The sequence below is a fragment of the Blautia sp. AF19-1 genome, assembly GCF_003479155.1.
Classification (GTDB): Bacteria; Bacillota; Clostridia; order Lachnospirales; family Lachnospiraceae; genus Fusicatenibacter; species Fusicatenibacter saccharivorans.
Genome location: NZ_QUGQ01000027.1, coordinates 310 through 19,847 on the forward strand (window position 1 = coordinate 310; position 19,538 = coordinate 19,847).

Annotated in this window: 28 protein-coding genes; 2 read left to right on the forward strand and 26 right to left on the reverse strand. The window is 42.3% G+C overall.

What is annotated here, in order from left to right; genetic code table 11:
- The 5 genes from mobQ to DWX26_RS14960 all read right to left on the reverse strand — a co-directional run.
- Window positions 1-622, reverse strand: a 622-nt coding sequence (gene mobQ, locus DWX26_RS14935) for a MobQ family relaxase (protein ID WP_243030711.1), incomplete at its 3' end; no start/stop codon positions are given.
- Between the two features lie 681 nt (window positions 623-1,303).
- A complete protein-coding gene (locus DWX26_RS14945) occupies window positions 1,304-1,600 on the reverse strand; it encodes a DUF3847 domain-containing protein (protein ID WP_097786106.1) in 297 nt (98 codons plus the stop codon).
- On the reverse strand, window positions 1,593-1,835 hold the full coding sequence (locus DWX26_RS14950; RefSeq protein ID WP_442857771.1) for a DeoR family transcriptional regulator: 243 nt from the start codon (window positions 1,833-1,835) through the stop codon (window positions 1,593-1,595). The genes DWX26_RS14945 and DWX26_RS14950 overlap by 8 nt, the downstream gene beginning before the upstream one ends.
- 32 nt (window positions 1,836-1,867) lie before the next feature.
- Window positions 1,868-2,065, reverse strand: coding sequence for a hypothetical protein (locus DWX26_RS14955; RefSeq protein ID WP_118601708.1), 198 nt, complete (start codon window positions 2,063-2,065; stop codon window positions 1,868-1,870).
- A complete protein-coding gene (locus tag DWX26_RS14960) occupies window positions 2,062-2,250 on the reverse strand; it encodes a hypothetical protein (protein WP_118601709.1) in 189 nt (62 codons plus the stop codon). Before DWX26_RS14960 ends, DWX26_RS14955 begins: the two co-directional genes overlap by 4 nt.
- A 485-nt stretch (window positions 2,251-2,735) precedes the next feature.
- On the opposite strand from DWX26_RS14960, the gene DWX26_RS14970 reads away from it, so the two are divergent.
- A complete protein-coding gene (locus tag DWX26_RS14970) occupies window positions 2,736-3,542 on the forward strand; it encodes a helix-turn-helix transcriptional regulator (protein ID WP_006060470.1) in 807 nt (268 codons plus the stop codon).
- A gap of 104 nt (window positions 3,543-3,646) precedes the next feature.
- Here the strand turns inward: DWX26_RS14970 and DWX26_RS14975 are convergent, their stop codons facing one another.
- From DWX26_RS14975 to DWX26_RS15050, 15 genes are all read right to left on the reverse strand, one after another.
- The gene (locus tag DWX26_RS14975; RefSeq protein ID WP_118601710.1) at window positions 3,647-4,135 is read right to left on the reverse strand and encodes a hypothetical protein; all 489 of its coding nucleotides are present in this window, start codon (window positions 4,133-4,135) and stop codon (window positions 3,647-3,649) included.
- 31 nt (window positions 4,136-4,166) lie between these two features.
- Complete coding sequence (locus DWX26_RS14980) at window positions 4,167-4,325, reverse strand: hypothetical protein (RefSeq protein WP_055186498.1); 159 nt, start codon at window positions 4,323-4,325, stop codon at window positions 4,167-4,169.
- 66 nt (window positions 4,326-4,391) lie between these two features.
- A complete protein-coding gene (locus tag DWX26_RS14985; protein ID WP_118601711.1) occupies window positions 4,392-4,841 on the reverse strand; it encodes a hypothetical protein in 450 nt (149 codons plus the stop codon).
- Between the two features lie 56 nt (window positions 4,842-4,897).
- Window positions 4,898-5,275 carry a TnpV protein gene (locus tag DWX26_RS14990; protein WP_118601712.1) on the reverse strand — a complete coding sequence of 126 codons (378 nt, stop codon included), beginning with the start codon at window positions 5,273-5,275 and terminating at the stop codon, window positions 4,898-4,900.
- On the reverse strand, window positions 5,235-5,507 hold the full coding sequence (locus DWX26_RS14995; protein ID WP_002592127.1) for a helix-turn-helix domain-containing protein: 273 nt from the start codon (window positions 5,505-5,507) through the stop codon (window positions 5,235-5,237). Before DWX26_RS14995 ends, DWX26_RS14990 begins: the two co-directional genes overlap by 41 nt.
- 155 nt (window positions 5,508-5,662) lie before the next feature.
- Window positions 5,663-5,821 (reverse strand): Maff2 family mobile element protein, encoded by a 159-nt coding sequence (locus DWX26_RS15000; RefSeq protein WP_118144607.1) that lies wholly within the window; start codon window positions 5,819-5,821, stop codon window positions 5,663-5,665.
- Between the two features lie 36 nt (window positions 5,822-5,857).
- Window positions 5,858-7,615 carry a VirD4-like conjugal transfer protein, CD1115 family gene (locus tag DWX26_RS15005; RefSeq protein ID WP_118601713.1) on the reverse strand — a complete coding sequence of 586 codons (1,758 nt, stop codon included), beginning with the start codon at window positions 7,613-7,615 and terminating at the stop codon, window positions 5,858-5,860.
- On the reverse strand, window positions 7,612-8,103 hold the full coding sequence (locus DWX26_RS15010) for a PcfB family protein (protein WP_114000936.1): 492 nt from the start codon (window positions 8,101-8,103) through the stop codon (window positions 7,612-7,614). The genes DWX26_RS15005 and DWX26_RS15010 overlap by 4 nt, the downstream gene beginning before the upstream one ends.
- Window positions 8,104-9,000 carry a DUF6017 domain-containing protein gene (locus DWX26_RS15015; protein WP_118601714.1) on the reverse strand — a complete coding sequence of 299 codons (897 nt, stop codon included), beginning with the start codon at window positions 8,998-9,000 and terminating at the stop codon, window positions 8,104-8,106.
- Between the two features lie 170 nt (window positions 9,001-9,170).
- The gene (locus tag DWX26_RS17780; protein ID WP_118601715.1) at window positions 9,171-9,692 is read right to left on the reverse strand and encodes a DUF5720 family protein; all 522 of its coding nucleotides are present in this window, start codon (window positions 9,690-9,692) and stop codon (window positions 9,171-9,173) included.
- 72 nt (window positions 9,693-9,764) lie between these two features.
- A complete protein-coding gene (locus tag DWX26_RS15025; protein ID WP_114000934.1) occupies window positions 9,765-9,962 on the reverse strand; it encodes a helix-turn-helix domain-containing protein in 198 nt (65 codons plus the stop codon).
- Between the two features lie 515 nt (window positions 9,963-10,477).
- The gene (locus DWX26_RS15030; RefSeq protein ID WP_118601716.1) at window positions 10,478-11,938 is read right to left on the reverse strand and encodes a site-specific integrase; all 1,461 of its coding nucleotides are present in this window, start codon (window positions 11,936-11,938) and stop codon (window positions 10,478-10,480) included.
- Between the two features lie 19 nt (window positions 11,939-11,957).
- Complete coding sequence (locus DWX26_RS15035; protein WP_039884107.1) at window positions 11,958-12,158, reverse strand: helix-turn-helix domain-containing protein; 201 nt, start codon at window positions 12,156-12,158, stop codon at window positions 11,958-11,960.
- 540 nt (window positions 12,159-12,698) lie between these two features.
- Window positions 12,699-12,938: a helix-turn-helix domain-containing protein gene (locus tag DWX26_RS15045; RefSeq protein WP_117761128.1), complete on the reverse strand. Its 240-nt coding sequence runs from the start codon at window positions 12,936-12,938 to the stop codon at window positions 12,699-12,701.
- A complete protein-coding gene (locus tag DWX26_RS15050) occupies window positions 12,935-13,357 on the reverse strand; it encodes an RNA polymerase sigma factor (protein ID WP_022615780.1) in 423 nt (140 codons plus the stop codon). The genes DWX26_RS15045 and DWX26_RS15050 overlap by 4 nt, the downstream gene beginning before the upstream one ends.
- 594 nt (window positions 13,358-13,951) lie before the next feature.
- Between DWX26_RS15050 and DWX26_RS15055 the strand changes: the two genes are divergently transcribed.
- Window positions 13,952-14,305, forward strand: coding sequence for a helix-turn-helix domain-containing protein (locus DWX26_RS15055; RefSeq protein ID WP_118601717.1), 354 nt, complete (start codon window positions 13,952-13,954; stop codon window positions 14,303-14,305).
- 13 nt (window positions 14,306-14,318) lie between these two features.
- Here DWX26_RS15055 and DWX26_RS16805 read toward each other — a convergent pair whose 3' ends face one another.
- The 6 genes from DWX26_RS16805 to DWX26_RS15080 form a co-directional block, all read right to left on the reverse strand.
- The gene (locus tag DWX26_RS16805) at window positions 14,319-14,489 is read right to left on the reverse strand and encodes a hypothetical protein (protein ID WP_005427037.1); all 171 of its coding nucleotides are present in this window, start codon (window positions 14,487-14,489) and stop codon (window positions 14,319-14,321) included.
- Window positions 14,486-15,127, reverse strand: coding sequence for an ATP-binding cassette domain-containing protein (locus DWX26_RS15060; RefSeq protein ID WP_005427035.1), 642 nt, complete (start codon window positions 15,125-15,127; stop codon window positions 14,486-14,488). The genes DWX26_RS16805 and DWX26_RS15060 overlap by 4 nt, the downstream gene beginning before the upstream one ends.
- Before the next feature lie 10 nt (window positions 15,128-15,137).
- Window positions 15,138-16,535, reverse strand: coding sequence for an ABC transporter permease (locus DWX26_RS15065; protein WP_118601718.1), 1,398 nt, complete (start codon window positions 16,533-16,535; stop codon window positions 15,138-15,140).
- A 113-nt stretch (window positions 16,536-16,648) separates the two neighbouring features.
- On the reverse strand, window positions 16,649-17,785 hold the full coding sequence (locus DWX26_RS15070; protein ID WP_005427031.1) for a sensor histidine kinase: 1,137 nt from the start codon (window positions 17,783-17,785) through the stop codon (window positions 16,649-16,651).
- Complete coding sequence (locus tag DWX26_RS15075; RefSeq protein ID WP_044925970.1) at window positions 17,782-18,447, reverse strand: response regulator transcription factor; 666 nt, start codon at window positions 18,445-18,447, stop codon at window positions 17,782-17,784. Before DWX26_RS15075 ends, DWX26_RS15070 begins: the two co-directional genes overlap by 4 nt.
- A gap of 168 nt (window positions 18,448-18,615) precedes the next feature.
- A complete protein-coding gene (locus DWX26_RS15080) occupies window positions 18,616-19,524 on the reverse strand; it encodes a conjugal transfer protein (RefSeq protein ID WP_118601719.1) in 909 nt (302 codons plus the stop codon).
- Between the last annotated feature and the right edge of the window lie 14 nt (window positions 19,525-19,538).

The following is a 19,538-nucleotide window of genomic DNA, read 5'->3' on the forward strand; positions in this document are numbered from 1 at the left end:
CTTCCAGATAGCGGTTCTGGATGACTTCCCACTCATGCCGCCAGATTTCACAATACTTCTGGTCGTTCCAGTCCACCGTATCCTCCTTGTGACTTTTCCATCTGCCGGACGGAAGTTTTATTCGTTCCCCATTTTCGTCAAGGTCATAAACCTTACGGCTCTTGGGAAGCCATTTCCCATGTTCGTCCATTGCCCTCATAGTCAGCAGAACATGGGCGTGGGGATTGTGTCCCGGCGGATGGGGGTCATGGATTGCAAAATCAGCAATCATGCCTTTGGAAACAAACTGCTGCTCACAAAACTCCCGGACAAGGACAGCATACTGGTCGGGTGGTATCTCTCTTGGAATGGTAAGCACCCACCGCCTTGCAAGCTGGGAGTTCCATTGCTTTTCCACCGCTTCGGCGGCGTTCCATAAGGTATTGCGGTCTGCATACGACCGTGGGGCGTTTGCCGGGAGCAGAATTTCATTGTGGACAATACCACGCTTTTCCGGGTAGTGCTTCACTTGCTGGTCGTATTCACAGAACAGCTTTTCGCCGCTTTGGTAAGCAGCGGCGGCAACCGCAGACTGTCGCTGGCTGCGCTGAACAATCGTGATTTCGTTGTGTGGGCAGGGCATTTCGTGTCCCTCCTTTCGGTAATTGGTGGATGGGGTGGCGTTTTACCACCTCATTTTGGCAGAAAAAAAGCAGGAGACCTTTTTCAGATTTCCTGCTCGGTGTGCCGCTGTGAAGGCGGCGGATATTTAGCTGTAAAAGTTCGGGACAAGTTGACCCGATGTGTGGGTGGCAAACTTGAATTTTACGATTTTTTGTTTTTCAAAAAGTCAATAGTTCTTTTCACGATAAATACGATACATATCAAACCTACAATCCCACAAACAATAGAGTCCTTTAAGTCTGCAAATCCTCCTGTGTACTGCATTGCATAATAATAAACCGTCCATATCAGTATCAATACGAACACACTAATACTTAACCAATAAGACTTTTTCTTCATCTAATTTTCCTCACATTGAACTTCCGATTAGTCGTTGACTTCATTATACTTTATTCGACCGTCAAAGTATAGAGAGATTTTGTAAAACTTGTCGGCTGGGAACAACTTGCAACGCAAGGTGTCCCCAGATGGCAAGTCCACAAAAGGGTAGCTGGCGGCAGCCAGCGCAGGGGAAGCGTAGCGTCCCCTGTTTGATTTGGAGCAGACCATGACTGCGGAAAATCACAGCCCTCCGGTGAGGAGCCTTCGGAGAACGCAATGCACCAACCTCTGGGTGGTGTATAATTGCGCCCTTAGTAAACTAAGGGGTTTCCGGCTTCTTCCGTTCCAGCAGTTTTTTCAATAGTTCCTGCGTGTCCTGCCTGTGAAAAATGAGTTTCAACAACAGCATGACATCATCATCTGTCAGGCGTTCCGGCTCTTGCAGAAAACTTTCCAGCATACCGCCACGAGTACAGAGCCGGTGCGTCCGTTCCTTTCGGGTAAGCTGCTTCAACTGGTGCTGCAATGCCTTTTCATCATTGATGGCTTTCCGCAGTTTCTTTTCGCTTTTTTCCAACTCCCGATTGAGTTTTTCCAGCTTTGAGGTATCAGGCAAGGGCAGCGTCCTCCTTTCCCGGTATCAGCACATAAATCCTGTTTGGTTCTCCAACGCCCTGACGCACCCGCATGATAAGTCCGGCGGTTTCCAGTTCATTCAGAGAACGCTTGACCGTCATAGAGCTGCGGGACAAGACTGCGGCAATGGCTGTAACAGGGAAGCAGACAAACAGGATTCCGTTTTCGTCCTCCTGCCCTTTGGATAGCATAGCGTCCAACATCCGGCAGTACATGACCTTTGCGGTGCTGCTGACTGGAAATCCTGTCAACGAGCAATGGCTGTGACAGGGAAGCAGACAAAGAGGATTCCGTTCTCGTCCTCCTGCCCTTTGGATAGCATAGCGTCCAGCATCCGGCAGTACATGACCTTTGCGGTGCTGCTGACTGGAAATCCTGTCAACGCTCTGGGAAAAGGCATACAGGGCGGCAATGGTGTGTCTATCGTCATAAATTCAAAATTCATTCGGTGTGTTTCTCCTTTTTCTTTGCTCGTTTGGATAAATAACGGGGGCAGTCAATCACAACCGCCCGGAAGCTCTGCCTGCACCCATGCTGGCATTTCCGGCATAATTCGTTGTAAGTGACACGCCCCCGGTCATTGAGGTAAAAAGAAAGCTCATGCTTCCTCTTTTTGCTCATTCTCGGCATATTGCGCTTCCTCCCGTTTTAGTGTATGGTTTCGGGGCGATTTTCGGTAAAATTACAGCCATAGAGCCGCTTAAAATCTCCCGAAGTATCAGCGATAGGGTAGACTGTCCCCCTATCAGATTGTCGTGTTTCGGTATCATTTCGGTGTCAGTTCGCCAGTTCTCCCCGGTGTCGTTCCTCCCCTGAATCTCACAGCGGCGTATCGCTCCCTTTGGTATGCTCGTTTCAGTCAGGGTTCCTCCACATCCCTGCCAAAAGTCATGGCACTACATCGCCGGGGAAGCATATCCCACACAGGCTGGTCATTCGATTGGATTTGATCCATCGATGAACTACCTGTATCATAGAACATTTTTGTGCCTCGTGCGGTATGTCCACAAAGTAGGAATTAAGGGCAAAAATCAAAAATTTCCACGATTGCGGAATTGATATGGTATAATCAATTCAACGGTTATATATGTTGTCAAAAAGGGGGAACTGCTTCAATGAACGGAGCTACTACAATACAGGAACGGCTAAAAGATTTACGATTAAACAAAGGATTAAAACTGGAAGAACTGGCAGAGCAAACGGGTATTTCAAAATCGGCTCTTGGCAGTTATGAAAAAGACGACTATAAGGAAATCAATCATGGCAACCTTATCCTGCTGGCAGATTTTTATGGGGTGTCCCTCGATTATCTCTTTTGCCGGACAGAGAACCGGGCGGAGATCAACACGCCATTAAGGGAGCTGCATTTGAGTGATGAGATGGTAGCACTTCTGAAAAGCGGTCGGATTAACAACCGTCTGCTCTGTGAGCTTGCCACACATAAAGATTTTATCAAGTTTCTTGCAGATATTGAGATTTATGTGGATGGGATTGCCACCATGCAGATTCAGAACCTCAACGCCCTTGTCGATACCGTCCGGCATGAAATCATTGAACGGTATCGCCCTGGCGAAGACGACCCCCATTTGAAAGTGCTGCAAGCCGCCCATATCAGCGATGATGAATATTTCAGCCACATGGTTCTTGATGACCTCAATCTCATTATCCGGGATATTCGGGAAGCCCACAAAAAAGACAGCGAGAGTGCACCCCAGACCACCGTTGCTGATGAACTGAAAGAAAATCTGGAAGCGGTCGAAAATTTCAAGGGCAGCCGGGATGAAAAGCTGGTTGTCCTTTACTGTAAACAGCTCGGTATCAACTATAAAAATCTGTCAGACGAAGAATTTCGCTGGCTGATTCGGATTCTCAAAAAGTCAAAGAAAATGGGAACGCCTATCAGCCAGAGGAAAAAACGGTAAAGAAAAACCGCTGTTGCATGGTTTGTTGGCTTCCATATAGCAGCGGTTTTGGGGGTGGTTATTCAGTTAAATTTTCAGAATGACAAGTTGGAACTTAGAAGTTACTATTTGACTTCCTTTGTGATTTCAGTTGTCTCTAATTGCACTTGATAAGTGTTTTCTTCTCCTCTCAAATTGGTTGTTTTCAATTCAAACCACAAATTATCCGTCAACTTATCAGCATCTCTATCTTTGAGAATGTCACCATAAATTTTTCCAATATTTCCAGATAAATCTATTGTCCCACCTGTCTGGTCATCAACACTATTAGAAAGCAAAGGTTCTTTTTCACTTCCATTGATATAAATGGTAGTTGAATATGTGGTAATATCGCCAAAATCATCTGATGTCACTTTCAAATCGCCACCATAGCAAATTTCATCTTTGCCATCTAAAATAATTACACCATTCGACACAGAAATATATTCATTTTCTCCGCTAAATGAATATACCTTTAAGGACTGTTCTTCATTGTTTTCGGAGGAAGTGTTGCACCCTGCAAGCAGAACCGCACAAACAAGCAACGATAACGTAGCTGCCATTATTTTTTTCATAAAATTGTCTCCTTGTCAAACTTGAATTATCTTACTTCTTGTCATTGAAGTAGATGATAAAAGCACCCATTACTGCAATAGCAATGAGCAATCCAAACTCAACCCAATTACCTAAAAGTTCAAGTCCTACGACCATACCTAAATAACCAACAATCAATGTAACGATTGCTGCCAAAATCGCTTTACCCATATAATCACACTCCTTCGTCAAATTCCGATTTTTGTTCTATTTGCTCCCCGATATACTGGAATTGATTTACTTTGTTTGTAAATCTTCCAGAAAGAAAATTCCCTCTGTTAGGTTGATAAACATATCCTTGTCCTTGATTACATGAATTTTATTGTTCCACCAGACAGTAGTGTTATTAGCGGAGATTGTTTTGCTTGTTCCATCCTTAAGAAAATAAGTAATTGTAATAGTAGGTTCTTCTTCGCTATTCACTTTCTCAAATAAATCATATTTCAGAAATCCCGTTAGCTTTAAGGCTAATTCAATATCCTCACGGCTTGAAATTTCTTTAACATCATCTGTGACACTCGGATACGTGATATTTACAGACTGAACATCATTTATGCGAGGCAATCCCCAAAGATACATACCATTCGTAAATATGTTGATTCCAACAATCAAAACTGTCATAACTATCACTTCTATCAAAAATCGAATAAGACATTTGAAAATCTTGTTCATCAATTTATCCTCCAATCTTGATTTCTCCTGCTTCCAAAATCCCGATTTGTCATAATCATTCTATCACACCGTTATGAATAAATCATCTCATGCAAAATAATTTCTTCTGCCCGGTTGTGAATGTTATTGCAACGCTGCACCCATTCCATTTGAGAAGTGCGCTTTAATTCCTCTGTCACGCCCTCGGCAGCTTTCATCTGTTCCATGATAGTGTCTAACCGTTCCTGTGCCTGTTCGTTCAGGTCTGCAAGATATGTCCATAGCTCTCCGGTCAATATCAATGTGTTCAATCTGGCTGGGTGGACTTCTCTTAAATATTCCCGGTGTAGCCGTCCATACTTTCCAATGGGGCGGTGTTCTTCCGGCAGCTTCAAATCCGGGATGTAGTAATCCCCAACAAGGATATAATCAATTCCGTTTTCTGTTATTCTTGGTTTCAATTCGCTCATGTTCCTTACCTCCTGTGGAAGCAGGCTCGTCTGGTACTAACTCAATCACATCGGTAATCTCACAATTCAGCGTTTCGCAGATACGGGCTAATGTGTCCATGCTGATGTGCTTTCCCTCTTTGCTCATGTTGGCAATCATATTCGTTGTCATACCGGCGGCAAGCCTTAAATCTTCTTTTCTCATATCACGCTCTAACAGTGTATGCCAGAGCGGTTTATAGCTGATGTGCATATTGTTTTCCTGCCTTCCTATCCATACCACCGGGGCGGCTGCCCCGGCAGGAACTTTTCTCTTATTATAGCACCAATCTTGTGTAATCACAATTTATTCTTGTATCCTGCCGCTGATACCGTCTGGATTGTGTTTTTCCTTTCTTTTTGTTCCCTTTAATTAGCCATGAACTGTTTCATACCCTGGCTTTTGGAAGCAGGGTTGTCCTGGCCGTAACCTTCCAGAAGGTTGATAACGCCCCAGATACCAAGACCTGCGCCCAGGGCCACTACGAGAGTCTGCAAAACACCAACTGCACTGTTGAAAAATTCCATAAAATAATCCTCCTAAAAAATGTTTTTGATTTTGGGTTAAATTGTTGCGTCAATCTCGTACACATCGAAGGTGTCCGTGGGTTTTACCACGGCACGCTGCTTCTTCATGTACCGTTCCATGTCAAAGACATTTTTAGGGTCGGCGTCGGCCGTGTATCTGTAATTTGGGTGTCGGGTGAGGTCGTACTTGTCCGAAAGAAACGGGCGCACGCCCCGCAGCATGAAGATACACTTGCCGCCGTCCATCACTGCCAATTCGTCCTGGGTCATCAACTCCTTTCCTAATTTCTGATAACTGAGGCCATGGGAAACCTGACTGCCCCGGTTTTCGGACTGGTTATAGAGATCGATGGTCTCTTTCCCCAGCAGCTCCGAAATTTCCTTGAGCGTGGATTTCTCTTTGCCTCCCAAAAACAAGGTGCTGTCACAGTTGCCGACGATGGTATCTGCCGCGTCCTTGTAGATGGTCTTTAACTGACTCTGCGACTGCAAAATAATAGAAGCCGATATCTCACGGCTTCGGATGGTGGCAATCAGCTTATCGAAGTTCGGTATCTGGCCGATGTTGGCAAACTCGTCCAGGATCAGACGGACATGGACAGGCAGCCGCCCGCCGTAGAAGTCATCCGCCTTGTCGCAGAGCAGATTGAAAAGCTGACTATACATGAGGGCAGCCACGAAATTGAAAGTGCTGTCCGTATCCGAAAGGATCACAAACAGCGCCGTCTTGCTGTCGCCCAGGGTATCCAGTTCCAGTTCGTCATATTCCATCAGGTCCCGCAGCTCCTTGATGTCGAAGGGAGCAAGCCGGGCACCGCAGGAAATGAGGATGGATTTTAAGGTCTTGCCCGCCGCCATCTTGAATTTGCGGTACTGCTTGACGGCAAAGTGGTCCGGCTCCCGTTCCTCCAACTGAGAAAAAAGCAGGTCCACCGGGCTTTGATAGGTTTCGTCGTCCTCTCTGGCTTCACTGGCATTGATAAGGTCCAGAAGTGTGATGAAGTTCTTTTCTTCCTCCGTGGCCTCGTACCAGATGTAGCCGATCAGCGCGGAATAATAGAGGCGTTCCGCTTTGACCCAGAAATCTTCCGAAGATTTTTCGCCTTCGCCCTTCGTGTTCATAATCAGGGCGTTCACCAGCTTTAAGATATCCTTCTCTGACCGAATGTAGGCCAGCGGGTTGTATTTCATGGATTTTCGGAAGTTTATCAGGTTGAGGCATTTGATACGGTATTTTTTCCGTTCCAGGAAAGTGCCGATCTCCGGCAGCAAGGTTCCTTTCGGATCGGTGCAGACATAGGACGAATGGGCTTGCAGCAGCGACGGCTTACAGAAGAACCGCGTCTTACCGCTGCCGGAACCGCCGATTACCAGAATGTTTTTGTTTCTGGCATACTTCGGCTGCTTTGGACGGCTCGCCATTGTGATCCGTTCTGTCTGCGTCATGGGGATGTTATGGAAAAAGTCCTTGTCCATGTAGGGAGCAATATCCGCCGCCGTACCCCAGCGGGCAGAACCATACTCGATCCCGTGGCGATACTTCTTAGCGTTCTTGCCTTTCAGGTAGACCGCCATGCGAAGGATCACCGCACCGGCTATGCCGATCAGCAGGTCCGTGGGATGGAAACTGAGCCACGGGGAGGAAAGGGCTGCCGTGAAGCCGTCCCCAATGGAGAGCAGCTTGCCGGAGAGGTCAGTACCGGGCGCAAGCCGGAAAGCCTGTGCCAGCTTATCGAAGGGATACACGAACAGAAGATACGGGAGATTCAGCAAAAACAGTTTTTTCATGTTCATCTCTGCACGCTCCGATCTTTGACCTTTACTTTCTCCCGGTCAATGGTGCGGTGTTCCACTTTCTCCGCCGCCTGTTCCTTCGCCTGGGTCAGCCGTTCCCGGATGGAGGGCTTTTCCTCACGGCTCATTTTGCGGCTGGCAAACTCCTGAAACGCCGCTGTGATGGCATCCGCGTCCCGGCTTTTGAAAAAGACCAGGTAACGGGGCTGCTCTGCAGCGGTGTCCTTCTTCAAGGCAAAATCCACATGGTATTTCTTCGCCACACGGGAGAAAGCCTTGATATTCTTGTCGCTGATCTCGATATTGGCAAGACCGGCGTTCTGGCTGGCAAGCTGTTTAAGGCTCTGCCTGCCGCGGTAGATTTTGGGTTTCTGGCTTTTCTGGATTTCCTCCAGGAACTTTTTGACGGCCTTTTCAAAGACCTGCTCACTTAGCTTGGCTCCGTCAACAATGAGCGTCACGGCACCTCGCGTTACTTCCTCCTGCATTTAGCCTCGCCCCCTTTGCCCGTCCCCGTACATATCGTGCTGCACCAGGGAAGAATAATAGCTGTTGATGGTGGTCGGGGCGTTATACAGCGCCGCCAGAAGGTATTTCTTGATATTGCGGACATAGGTGGTGTTGTCCTTCATGCAGTCCATGACATACTGAACATGAGAACTGTCCAGCTTCATAAAACGGGACTTTACTACCTCCGCCGGATAATCGTCTCCGGCAATGCGGATGACTTTGCGGGCAGAACACACGGTATCCACGATCAGGTCAACGATTTCGTCAAGCTGCTCACGGTCGATATGGCTGTCCTGCACCAGATAGCTGTACTCGATGTTATCCAAAATCACTTCACGATAACATTCTCTGGCTCCCATCCGATCCGTTCCCATCCTTGCCCCCGCGGGGGTAGGGGGATTTGATTGGATAGGATTTGATATCTCCGTACTTGATAAATCAGTCTTTGTTTGATTAGTATTTAATTGTGCGGGGTTTTCCGTACACGGTTCCGCCGTATCCGGGATACCCATATCCGGGTTTTCCGTATATGGCTTTGCCGTACCCGGTAAAGGCGTACCTGGGCTTGACGGCGGTTCGCACTGAGGCATTTCGTAAATCACATACTCGGTATCCGTGATCTTGCCTTTTTCATCCCGAAGCTGGGTGCGCCGGATATACCCGTGGGCTTCCAGCTCCTTCAACGCCGCACCGATGCTGTCCACACCTTCCCGGCAGATCGCCGCAAGACCTCTGGTGGTATAATTCCACTCGTCAGGGAGCGACAACATCATGGACAGCAGCCCTTTGGATTTTAGGGTTAGCGTCCGATCTTTCAAGTGATGGTTCGACATGACCGTATAATCACGGGTCTTTTCAATACGAAAAACAGCCATCTTCGCACCTCCTTCCTGTGAAAATAAAAAGTGTTGATTTTAAGCGGTTTATCTGTCTGTACGCCTTCATAGCCTCCCGCATGGGAAAACATCCACGCCCCGTTCAGAACGCAAGCCACAGAGGAAGAAACAGAAGATATCCCACTGATTTTGATACAGTTTTCAGTCGGCTACCTCTCACGGTCTTTATGGTCATAGTGGAGATCGCCGGAAAGTACCTTCGCATGGCTGCGGATTTTGATGTGCCCCTGTTCCTGATTCTCCAAAGCCTTGCTGTATCCGGCGTCGGTCAGGAACAGGCGCATTTTCTCACCCTTCCAGCCAACAGGCGAGTCATGGGTAAGAACATCAAAGACAATCATGTGTCTGGTCGCCGGGTCGAAACGCTCCAAAGCCATAATGTCATGGCCAGATAACTTCTGCGCCCCGGATCGCTGCCTGGCTTCTGCCAGCATTTCTCCGATGGTGCGGGCTTTCTCCGGCAGACGGTATTCGGCCTGCACCTTGCGGATCAAATCCATGCACTCCTGATCCGACAGTGGGCGGAGCTTGTCCAGAAGGCCTTCCGCCGTTTCTTTCGTTGCCGGGTTCGGCGCATAGCGCCATGTCATATAAATCTCATTCAGGGCGGCGTTCTGATTGGTACTTTCAATCTGAAACACCATCCTCATTTCTGCTTCTGTCAGTTTCATTGCCAGCCTCCTTCAAAATGGGTATAAAAAAACGCCATAGGTTTTTTGAGCCTACGGCGTTTCTTGCGATATTCACAATTCCAAACTCTCCAGCCACTCGTCAAAAGATTTCTTGGAGACGCGGATCGCATTGCCTATGCGGACGATCCTGAACTCCTCCTGCTTGACGAGCTGATATGCGGTTGTGCGGCCAATGTTAAGCATGGCTGCAATCTGTTCCACGGTGTATGTGCGCGGTTCCGGCAGTGACTTTTTCTCTTTCTTGTCCATAGTAACCTCCATGTATTTGCCTTGTCATTTTGACTAAGGGAGTGGAGAATGGCAGTAGCAATCAGTTTTGGCGGGATGTCCTCTTGCTAAGAATTTGCTAATAGGACCACCCAACGGACACATAAAACTGCGTCAGAATAGGTGTTTTGCACCATAAAGTTCGTTTACTACAAGTCATTCTGCGTAAGGGATGATATTGGAAGTTACATCCGAACCGTGTATCACATGGTAAGCCATACTCCTAAGCGAAACGCCGCAGGTTCGATTCCTGTCATGGACGCCAGTAAGCAACGCTGTAAGCCTTTGTTTTCAAGGGTTTACAGCTTTTTTTGTTATCACGGACAGGGAAGCAAATATATAGCTGCTTATGTCCGTGGGAATTTCTAAAAGTCATTTATTTTGCAAGATAGCTTGCTAACACTCATTTAAGGTAGATGATGATTTCATGGATTTTTACGATATTTGCTAACACTTTTTGGTTAGCAGGTTTTTTCTGTTTGGAACAAAGCCCTTTGCTAACAGTTAGAAAGGGTTTCTTTTAAGAGCTTTTCTTTCATTTCCGGTGTCATGGATTTTAGCAATTCAAGCAGAAGTTTGTCATTGTCACTGATAGGCTCCTGTGCTTCTGAATGGAGATTGTGTTCAGGTTCCTCTGTATCAAGGGTGTCATAAAATTCTTCATCCAGCTTCTTTGCATTAAGCCGTCTGTCTTCATCCACGATTTCAGAGTAAACATCTGTTACCATTTCAGCTTCGGCGTGACCTGTATCTCCCTGAACAGACTTAATATCGCCATGTGTCATTTTGAGCTTATATTTTGTGCTTAAATGGCGTAAGCTGTGAAAAACAACAACTTCAAAATTGTGTTCCTCACACAGCGTTGTAAATCTGTCCCGAACAATGCGGCTTTCTACGGGATTCCCATTTTCAAGAGCAATAACGAGGTTATAATCGTTATAGGCACTTCCTAAAAACTCTTTCAATTCCTGCTGGTCTTTTTTGTATTGAACCAGTAATTGAGCAAGCGTTGTCGGCAGCCATACGGTACGATTACTTGTTTCTGTTTTGGGTGTTTTTAACACCAGCCTTGTAGTACAGTGGGGCTTCTGGGTTGGGAAAATTTTAATAATATCTTTTTCTTTCAGCTTTTGCATAGCTGATTGAGAAATTCTTGCCAGCTCCTTATTGACGATAACCCTTGCATTATTATTTGCAATAGCTTCTTCATCAATAATCACATCATCCCAAGTAAGCCCCGTAATTTCACCTACTCTTAATGAGCAGGCAAATGCCAAGTGCATACAAAGCAGGAGTAAATCATCATCCACAAGTTTGATTGCTTCCTTGAATGTCTGTACATTCCAAACCTTACGTTTTACCTTTGGTACTTTGGGTAAGGTGGCTAAGGAAGCCGGATTCCGCATTTTGCTGTCCAGATATTCCCAACGAATAGCCTGATTTAAGGCACAGCGGATAATATCATGGATTTTCTTAATGTTGGCAGGCTGCACACAGCGACCAGTTGCTTTGCGGTTAGCACGAGGAACTTCTGGAACACTTAACAGGTCATTGTAATATTGAGAAAGTTTTTTCGTGGTGATTTCATTTAACTTCCAATCTCCAATAATAGGGTTGATATAGTTGTTAATTGAACTCAATTTACTGCTGTAAGTGTTGGCAGACCACTTCGATACGCCATATAGATTGACAAAAGTAACAAGAAATTCCTTTAAAGTGATTTCATCATCTGGGGTATCTATTGCCTGTTCTGCTTCCTCACGCTGATGGGCGAATTGTTCTTCTAAAGGGACGAGAACATATCCATAGGTTTGTTGATAAAATTCAATAAACGCTTTTCGTGCCTTTGCTTCTTTTTTTGTTTCTAGGGTGTCCCATTTCTGCTTTCTTTCGCCTGTATCATCCATATACCAGTAAATAACTGAAAATTTTGATTTTCTTTGTTTGATTGAAGCCATATTATCTCTCCTTAAATGATTATTCGTGTAACCATTTATCGAAAGATATTTTAGATACTCTAATCATCCTGCCAGCTCTGATATAGTGAAATTGACCGCTTTTGACTAAAGCATATGCCGACTTCATACTGATGTTTAAAAGAGCTGCTATTTCATCTACCGTATATGTCTTTTTTTCAGACGTTGTAATACCGTGTGTATTCTCTTTACCATCTAACATAAGATTAAGGCTCCTTTCTATGATGGTAACAGTAAAATACACCTCTCTAACACTTTGAGTATAACACAGGAAATTAAAGTTTTGTAGAGGTTCAGTGCATTTTACTGTGAGCAAGTCAGCCGAACAGCTTTCGCTAAAGCTCATGGGAATCTCACCCCTGCATGGTTCTCATCCAGCCGTACCCTTTGTCAGCGGTGCTACATCATCACACAGACTAAGGCTGTACGGAAGTATCATTATCACGATAGAAAGGTCATGGCGGCAGCTTTTGCGGTAAGCTGCTTATGGAACGCTGGCAGGAATCGCTATCCGGTTTCATCCCTCCTTTTGTGGGTTACGGCGTGCCAGCCCAACGGCTCTCTTTCTATCGAAACGTATTCGGCTGCTTTATGCTGCGTTGATTAGACGCTTTCTTTTTCAAGGAACAATCCGGCTTTGTCAGCCTGTTAAAATGCACTGGTGATAATGCACTTTAATAGACTGGCAAGCTCTGTCTGGGAAGCATGGGCTTGTCCATGCTTCCACAGGAGAGCGTTATTTCTAGTTGGGTTCCCTGATTTCAAAAGATAAAATCTTTGCAATCAGACGTGTTTCCATCCGGCGGCGTAGGGTTTCATCTACAACCATGTGGGTATTCCCGTATTCGTCTTTCATGGGACGCATGGAACGGCTGGCAATAAAACCGCTGTAATGGCGTACAATCTGGTTGACTGCTTCAATGTCACCATCCGCAGCCCTTACAATCACAGGAAACGGAATCATAGGGTGCTTTGCTGTCATGCTTCTTCCTCCATAAATTTTTTGATAAATTCCAGTCCGGCGTGTCTTCTTCTCTGGATGGTAGAACGGTTGACTTCCAGAATTTTTGAAATTTCTGTATCGTCAAATCCGAGGAAATAATATCTCAAGATAACATCACGTTTCTTTCCGTCCAGATTTTCCAACGCTTCTGCTAACAGGCTGTTTTCAATACGGACAGTAAATCCATCCATTTCAAAAGTATGGAAGTGGGATGGATAGGTGTCTTCGGAAGAAAACAAGTTGACGGTGTAATCGTCCATATCACAGAACAGGGTTTCCCGTTTACACTGTCTGGACAACGCTTTAAGATAATCTTTGCGTTCATCCTCCATAGCGACTTTACAGATATAATCAAACTGGTTCTCTATGGTTGTCTGAAATTCAGATGGCTTCATCATTACTCACCCCCTTTCCAGCCTTGAAAGGGAGCGAGTTGATAGGAATTTCTGCTTCTTTCCCCCTTTTCGCTCTTAGTCCCGACAGGACAGGGCGTGCAGTTGCGTTTTGAGAAGAAAAATTTAAAAACTTTTTCTTCCAACTAAAAAAGCACGCAAACAGACGATATTTCTGCTTGTGTGCTTCGATAGTTCTTTCTATGTATTCTGAAAAACCACATTGATGGTCAGACTTTTCTAGTGTAGGTGGATGGCTTTTTTTAACGGTTTACCGAATGTAGATATATTTAAGAAAATATTTTGCATAGCGGCTTCCTCCTGTAAGCCGCTGTCTGTATAAAGTAGTAGACTTTAAAAATCATCTATATTTCATGCAAAAAAAGACGGCGGCTTTTGTTAAACCGTCGTCTGGAAAAGATGATGTGATTTTTGACGCAGGGAAAGTATGCTGCCAAATAACGGTTTTTTTTATTTCCGTTTCAGCAGCATAGTTTTATCTTTGGTACGCATAATAGGAACTGTACAACTGTATAATACGTTTTTCTATACCTGTCACTATTATAACAGGAACAGTAAAATGTATAGAGGTGGTGTATTATGCGTAAAAAAGAAGATAAATATGATTTCAGGGCGTTTGGGCTTGCCATAAAAGAAGCCCGTAAAAAACAGGGATTGACCCGTGAACAGGTGGGAGCAATGATTGAAATTGACCCACGCTATTTAACCAATATTGAGAATAAAGGGCAGCACCCAAGTTTACAGGTGCTTTACGACCTTGTATTTCTGCTGAATGTATCAGTGGATGAGTTCTTTTTATCCTCTGATAGTCTGGTAAAAAGCAGCAGACGAAGACAGCTTGAAAGCAAAATTGACAATTTTACAGACGCAGACCTTGTTATCATGGAAAGCGTTGCGGATGGTATTATGAAATATAAGCGAATGGAAGAATAATTCTTCCGTTGGCTTACTTTTCATTTTCTGGCACAATTTCTATATTTGACATATCCTCCTGCCCCGAAATTTCGTAATCGTAAGAAACTTTTTCAGATTCACTTTCTTCTGTTCTGTTTACACATCCACTAAACACAAAAGTAGAAAGTAATAAACAAATTATTAGTATAATCAATTTTTTCATTTTTTCACCTGCCTTAATATTCCTTGTTTGAGTTCTAACACAGCATCAGCTTTTTGAGCAACATCTTTAGAATGAGTAACAATAATGACACATTTATTCAATTTGTGGGCAGTTTCCTGTAATATTTGTGTGATTTCAGCGGCAGTTATTTCATCAAGATTTCCTGTAGGCTCATCTGCCAGTATAATAGGGACATCGGTAGCTAAGGAACGTGCGATTGCTACACGTTGTTGTTGCCCACCAGACAATTTTAAAATTGTTCGTTTTAGTTCTTTATCAGAAAGTCCCAGACGTTTTAAAAGAGGAACCACATCAACATCTTTCTTTGTTGCCAAAGTTGCATTTTCAATCGGCGTCATATAATCAATCAAATTATAATTTTGAAATATAAGAGAAACATGATTTTGTCTATGAGATTCCAATCCTATTTTTTTAATATCTTCATTTTCGTATAAAATAGTTCCGGTAGTTGGTATATCAAGTCCCCCTAGTAGTGAAAGTAATGTTGTTTTTCCGGAACCAGATGAACCTAAAATCGCATATACTTTTCCTAGTTCAAATGAAAAGGTAATATCTTTCAGCACGTTTGTATTTTTATCATAAGAGTATGATACATGATTACACTTAAAAATTGACATTTGTTCCTCCTTAACTCATACGGGCTAAAATTTCCCGTGGTTTTAAACGCATAACACTAATCGAAGATATAGTTACTGAAATAAAAATGATAGAAAAACCGATTGTGTATAATTGCAATATATCGGGCAAAGTAATTTCTACCTTAATATCAGGAGTAGCGGATTCTGAATCTTCTGAAACGCTAAAATCCAGACTTTTCATTTCTGTATGGTCTTCTTGTGTTGAAAGCTGCTGTTTTTCATTTTTTGTATTTTGTTGCAAAAGGGTATTTGCGATATTTCCAGAAATCATATTGCTTGTAACAAAAGATAAGGTAAAAGCTAAAATTGCTATCATTAAAACTTCAATAAGGTATTGTCCTAATATGCTGTATTTTTTTATTCCAATGGAGAGCAAAACGCCTGTTTCATGTATTCTCTCTTTTCCCCAAAGTGTGAGAATAAGTGAAAGAACAATAACGCTTGCGATAATGATTACAAGTAATAAGCCGATAACTAACTTATCTAAATTCTCTAAAGAAATTGCTGTGTTTTTGTAAACCTCATCATTAGCATAAATGTTATAAACATTTTCTTCATAATCAGGGAAATGTTTTACTTGCTCTATAATTTTTTCAATATCTTTAGGGTCATTTACGGTAACTTTTACTGTATCAAACCCTTGCACTGCAACACTATTTTCAAGTTCGACAATAGATTCTATATCTGTAAAAATTAAGTTTTGTATCTTATCATATGTTGGGATTGATTCTCCAACTTTTTCAAGTTTTTGTGCATGAAACAATCCAATAATTTCAAAAGATAGCTGCTTTCCGTTCTCATTTGTTACAATTAAGGAATCACCTAAATTTAAGTTGTTTTTTTCTGCTAAGTCTTTACACAGAATAACTTTGTGTATGTCATTGTCTAAAATATGCCTGCCTTCTATTAGTTGGATTTTTCCAGAAGTAAAGAAATTTTGTTCTTCTGAACGCCATACACCAATGCTTTTTACACAATGAGAAAGACTTTCATCTAATGGAACAGTTCCGGCAAATGGTAAAAGTTTATCAAAATTTATCAGACTTTCCGTTGTTGCATCACAGAATTTAACACCGGAAATATTCCGAATGTTTTCTACCATTTTTGATGTCACCTGTTCAGTCGAGTACATTAAAAGGTCGGAAGACCCATCTTCATTCTCACTTTCTTCTTCGTGATAATATGGATTTGAATCTGAATAATTGACATCAATATTGAAAGAACCGCCGATATTTTGTCTTAAATTTTTTTGAGCTTGTTTTGACGCACTTCCAATACTTAGTCCCGTTAGAACAAAAGTTGACAGAATTAAAAGGATGAAAAAAAGCAAAATACTCTTTCCTCTTTTGCGTGAAACATATAGAAATGCTCTCTTCATAAAGTTCATGATTTTTTATACCTCCTGATTTTTTATTTTGAATACAGGAATATCATAAATGTTCAATATGGAATGCATATGAAATGAATATAGAATTTAGGGCGAAAAAAAGCCCTCTGAAATTAGAGAGCTTTTGGCAGGAGGATAGAGAAACACATCCCTTTTTGTGATTCTGTTGGTAAAAATTCATATGAAATATGAAGTGATGAAAAAATAGTTGAGACAATGTAAAGTCCTAATCCATTTCCACCGCTATCACTATTGCGAGAAAAATCAGGACGGTAAAATGGTTCAAATATATGTGCTAATTGTTGTTTATCAATCGGAATACATTCATTTTCTACCGTTAAAGTATGTTCTTTTAAACAGACAAAAACACTCCCCTCATTTGGAGTATAGGTGACAGCATTTGCAATAATATTAGAAAATGCCCGACTAAATTGCTTTTGTGGAATCATTATCCTGTATTCTTGAGGAATATCTAACTTTAAATTGATACCATGAGTCGCAGCAATCAGTTTATATGGTTCACATACATTCAAAATTAAGTCTGATAAATTACATTTCGTAGAATCTTCCTGAGTAGTTTCCATATTTATTTTGGAAGTTTCTAAAATTTCATGAATCATGGTTGCAAGCTGTTCTACTATATCCTTACATTCAGGAAGATATGTGGAATAATCACAATAACTTCCCACTCCTAAAATCATGTTTTCCAAGGTTGCATTTAAAGCGGTTACTGGGGTTTTTAATTCATGTGACGCTGCTCTTAAAAAATCAATTTTTGCCTGTTCACTTTCTTTAACCTTTTCCTTTTCTGCTTCAAGATTTTTAATAGTTGTAAATAGACGATAATATAATTGATTGATATTATCAGCCAATTCTCTCACTTCATCTTGAGAAGATACTATACAAACAGCAGATTTATCCATTTTAGACATTTGTTTTGTCACACTTGAAATTTTCCGAATTGGTGTTGTAATACTTTTTGAAAAAAAATAGGAACATATTGCACAAAGAATAATACAACAAAAAACAGAAAATGGTAACGCCTGCCAAATTGCCTGTGATACAAACTGCAAAGGGTCGATACTGCCATCTAATACATATTCACTTTGATTTGATATTACTGATGGAGTGTAATCTATAGCAATTCGTGGGGCAAGTAAATATAAAATCAGATGAGCTGCAATTATAATAAATACCATAATGCTGAATGTATATAAAAAAATTTTAGGCAATATTTTTAATCGTTTCATTCCACCACCTCATACTTATAGCCGATTCCTTTTACTGTTACAATACAATTAAGACGTAATTTTTTTCTCAAATTTTTAATATAAGTGTCTATTGTCCGGTCGATAATAGGGTAATCATATCCCCATAGTTCGTCAAGAATTTGTGAACGGGTCAAAACCAGTCCTTTGTGTTCTATAAGAAGTTTTAATAATTCTATTTCTTTTGGAGTAATGTCAATTCTTCCATTTTTATCATGGGCTGTATATCCAGAAAAATTGACAGTAACATCCCCGAAAGTAATAGTGTCTATAGACTGCATTTGTCCACAGCGGCGTAAAAGAGCGGTGATTCTTTTTCCAAGCAATACCATAGAAAAAGGTTTTGTTACATAATCATCTGCTAATTCATCAAAACTTTGTGATTGCGTATATTCATCCTCAATCGCTGTGAGCATAAGTACAGGTATAAGACTGCTTTTTCTTATTTCATGTAAAACAGCAATTCCGGTTAATCGTGGAAGCATAATATCTAAAACAATTAAATCTATTGTTGTACTATGAAATAATTGCAATGCTTCCTCACCATCATAAGCAGAAACAATGTTATGTCCGGTTGGTTTTAAATATTCACAAATAGCCATATTTGTTCTTTTATCATCTTCGACAATCAATATTTTAGCCATATATTCACCTCCATTTTTACTGTACAGCATTTATATGAAAAGAATATGAAATTAGATTGATAATTTAATTTTATTATAGAAAGATTTAGGAATTAAAACAAGAATTTATCTCACATCCAATAGTAAACAGATGATAAAAAGTCATCTGTTTACTATTGGAATATATAATCATTTCACAATCTTCCAGTTTTCCCCGTTCTTTTCCAGCACAAGGTCAAACTGTGATACCTGAGTTGTCATGGTCTGGTTATCCAGATATTTCACTGCAAGGGAAGCTGTCACCTGATTTCCGCTTCGATTGTAGACTGGATTCACAAGTTCTGAGAAAATATACTCTTTTCCCACAGGTTTCAGCACGCCCTCATTCACATAATAGGTCAGCTCCTTTGCGGTTGCCGTAGGGTACAGCTTGAAAAAGGTAGTGAGAAATTCGTTGATTTCCTCCGTGGTGATGGAATCCACCGTGCCGTCACTTTGTACCGCTTTTGGGGTGTAACCGGATTTTACGGCAACGCTGGTGATGGTTGGGTTCTGGATAATCGTCAGGTTTCCAGAGCCGTCCACATAGACCGTTACCTGATAGGCGGAACGGACGGTTTTACTGGATTCCCCCTCTGTGATACGCTGTTCCACCGTGTAGGTCACTTGATAATGCTGTTCCTTTTCTTCTGTGATTTCCCATATCTGAAAATCGGTCAGGGCAGACGATACGGGGATGTCCTTTCGGACAGTATCTACATTCAGGGCTTGCAGCTCTCCGGTGAGATACCCTTTTAAAGCATTTGTCCGGTTATCAATGGAAGCGGCAGACTGTTCCCATGAATAGTAGACTTCTGCGAAATTCTCCACAAAATTCTCTATCTTGTGGGTGTCGAGGATGGTTTCCTCAATTACTTTGGTTTCATGGACAGTATGAATGTCTATTGCCGTGAAATTCTTATAGACGGCAAACAGGAAGCTCACTGCCAGCAGCACCCACAGGGCAATCACGGTTTTTTTATGGGTATTGACTTTGTAGACTTTCAGTTTCTTTTCTTTCTGCTTTTTCTGGTTATCCTCTTTTCTAATCTGAATCATATCGGTTCATCCTT

What these genes read in the sequence shown, in the direction of transcription:
- DWX26_RS14950 (WP_442857771.1), bottom strand. Translation starts at nt 1,835, where the DNA reads ATGTACTGCCGGATGTTGGACGCTATGCTATCCAAAGGGCAGGAGGAC.
- DWX26_RS14955 (WP_118601708.1), bottom strand. Translation starts at nt 2,065, where the DNA reads ATGAATTTTGAATTTATGACGATAGACACACCATTGCCGCCCTGTATG.
- DWX26_RS14960 (WP_118601709.1), bottom strand. Translation starts at nt 2,250, where the DNA reads ATGCCGAGAATGAGCAAAAAGAGGAAGCATGAGCTTTCTTTTTACCTC.
- DWX26_RS14970 (WP_006060470.1), top strand. Translation starts at nt 2,736, where the DNA reads ATGAACGGAGCTACTACAATACAGGAACGGCTAAAAGATTTACGATTA.
- DWX26_RS14975 (WP_118601710.1), bottom strand. Translation starts at nt 4,135, where the DNA reads ATGAAAAAAATAATGGCAGCTACGTTATCGTTGCTTGTTTGTGCGGTT.
- DWX26_RS14980 (WP_055186498.1), bottom strand. Translation starts at nt 4,325, where the DNA reads ATGGGTAAAGCGATTTTGGCAGCAATCGTTACATTGATTGTTGGTTAT.
- DWX26_RS14990 (WP_118601712.1), bottom strand. Translation starts at nt 5,275, where the DNA reads ATGAGCGAATTGAAACCAAGAATAACAGAAAACGGAATTGATTATATC.
- DWX26_RS14995 (WP_002592127.1), bottom strand. Translation starts at nt 5,507, where the DNA reads ATGCACATCAGCTATAAACCGCTCTGGCATACACTGTTAGAGCGTGAT.
- DWX26_RS15000 (WP_118144607.1), bottom strand. Translation starts at nt 5,821, where the DNA reads ATGGAATTTTTCAACAGTGCAGTTGGTGTTTTGCAGACTCTCGTAGTG.
- DWX26_RS15005 (WP_118601713.1), bottom strand. Translation starts at nt 7,615, where the DNA reads ATGAACATGAAAAAACTGTTTTTGCTGAATCTCCCGTATCTTCTGTTC.
- DWX26_RS15010 (WP_114000936.1), bottom strand. Translation starts at nt 8,103, where the DNA reads ATGCAGGAGGAAGTAACGCGAGGTGCCGTGACGCTCATTGTTGACGGA.
- DWX26_RS15015 (WP_118601714.1), bottom strand. Translation starts at nt 9,000, where the DNA reads ATGGCTGTTTTTCGTATTGAAAAGACCCGTGATTATACGGTCATGTCG.
- DWX26_RS17780 (WP_118601715.1), bottom strand. Translation starts at nt 9,692, where the DNA reads ATGAAACTGACAGAAGCAGAAATGAGGATGGTGTTTCAGATTGAAAGT.
- DWX26_RS15025 (WP_114000934.1), bottom strand. Translation starts at nt 9,962, where the DNA reads ATGGACAAGAAAGAGAAAAAGTCACTGCCGGAACCGCGCACATACACC.
- DWX26_RS15030 (WP_118601716.1), bottom strand. Translation starts at nt 11,938, where the DNA reads ATGGCTTCAATCAAACAAAGAAAATCAAAATTTTCAGTTATTTACTGG.
- DWX26_RS15035 (WP_039884107.1), bottom strand. Translation starts at nt 12,158, where the DNA reads ATGTTAGATGGTAAAGAGAATACACACGGTATTACAACGTCTGAAAAA.
- DWX26_RS15045 (WP_117761128.1), bottom strand. Translation starts at nt 12,938, where the DNA reads ATGACAGCAAAGCACCCTATGATTCCGTTTCCTGTGATTGTAAGGGCT.
- DWX26_RS15050 (WP_022615780.1), bottom strand. Translation starts at nt 13,357, where the DNA reads ATGATGAAGCCATCTGAATTTCAGACAACCATAGAGAACCAGTTTGAT.
- DWX26_RS15055 (WP_118601717.1), top strand. Translation starts at nt 13,952, where the DNA reads ATGCGTAAAAAAGAAGATAAATATGATTTCAGGGCGTTTGGGCTTGCC.
- DWX26_RS16805 (WP_005427037.1), bottom strand. Translation starts at nt 14,489, where the DNA reads ATGAAAAAATTGATTATACTAATAATTTGTTTATTACTTTCTACTTTT.
- DWX26_RS15060 (WP_005427035.1), bottom strand. Translation starts at nt 15,127, where the DNA reads ATGTCAATTTTTAAGTGTAATCATGTATCATACTCTTATGATAAAAAT.
- DWX26_RS15065 (WP_118601718.1), bottom strand. Translation starts at nt 16,535, where the DNA reads ATGAACTTTATGAAGAGAGCATTTCTATATGTTTCACGCAAAAGAGGA.
- DWX26_RS15070 (WP_005427031.1), bottom strand. Translation starts at nt 17,785, where the DNA reads ATGAAACGATTAAAAATATTGCCTAAAATTTTTTTATATACATTCAGC.
- DWX26_RS15075 (WP_044925970.1), bottom strand. Translation starts at nt 18,447, where the DNA reads ATGGCTAAAATATTGATTGTCGAAGATGATAAAAGAACAAATATGGCT.
- DWX26_RS15080 (WP_118601719.1), bottom strand. Translation starts at nt 19,524, where the DNA reads ATGATTCAGATTAGAAAAGAGGATAACCAGAAAAAGCAGAAAGAAAAG.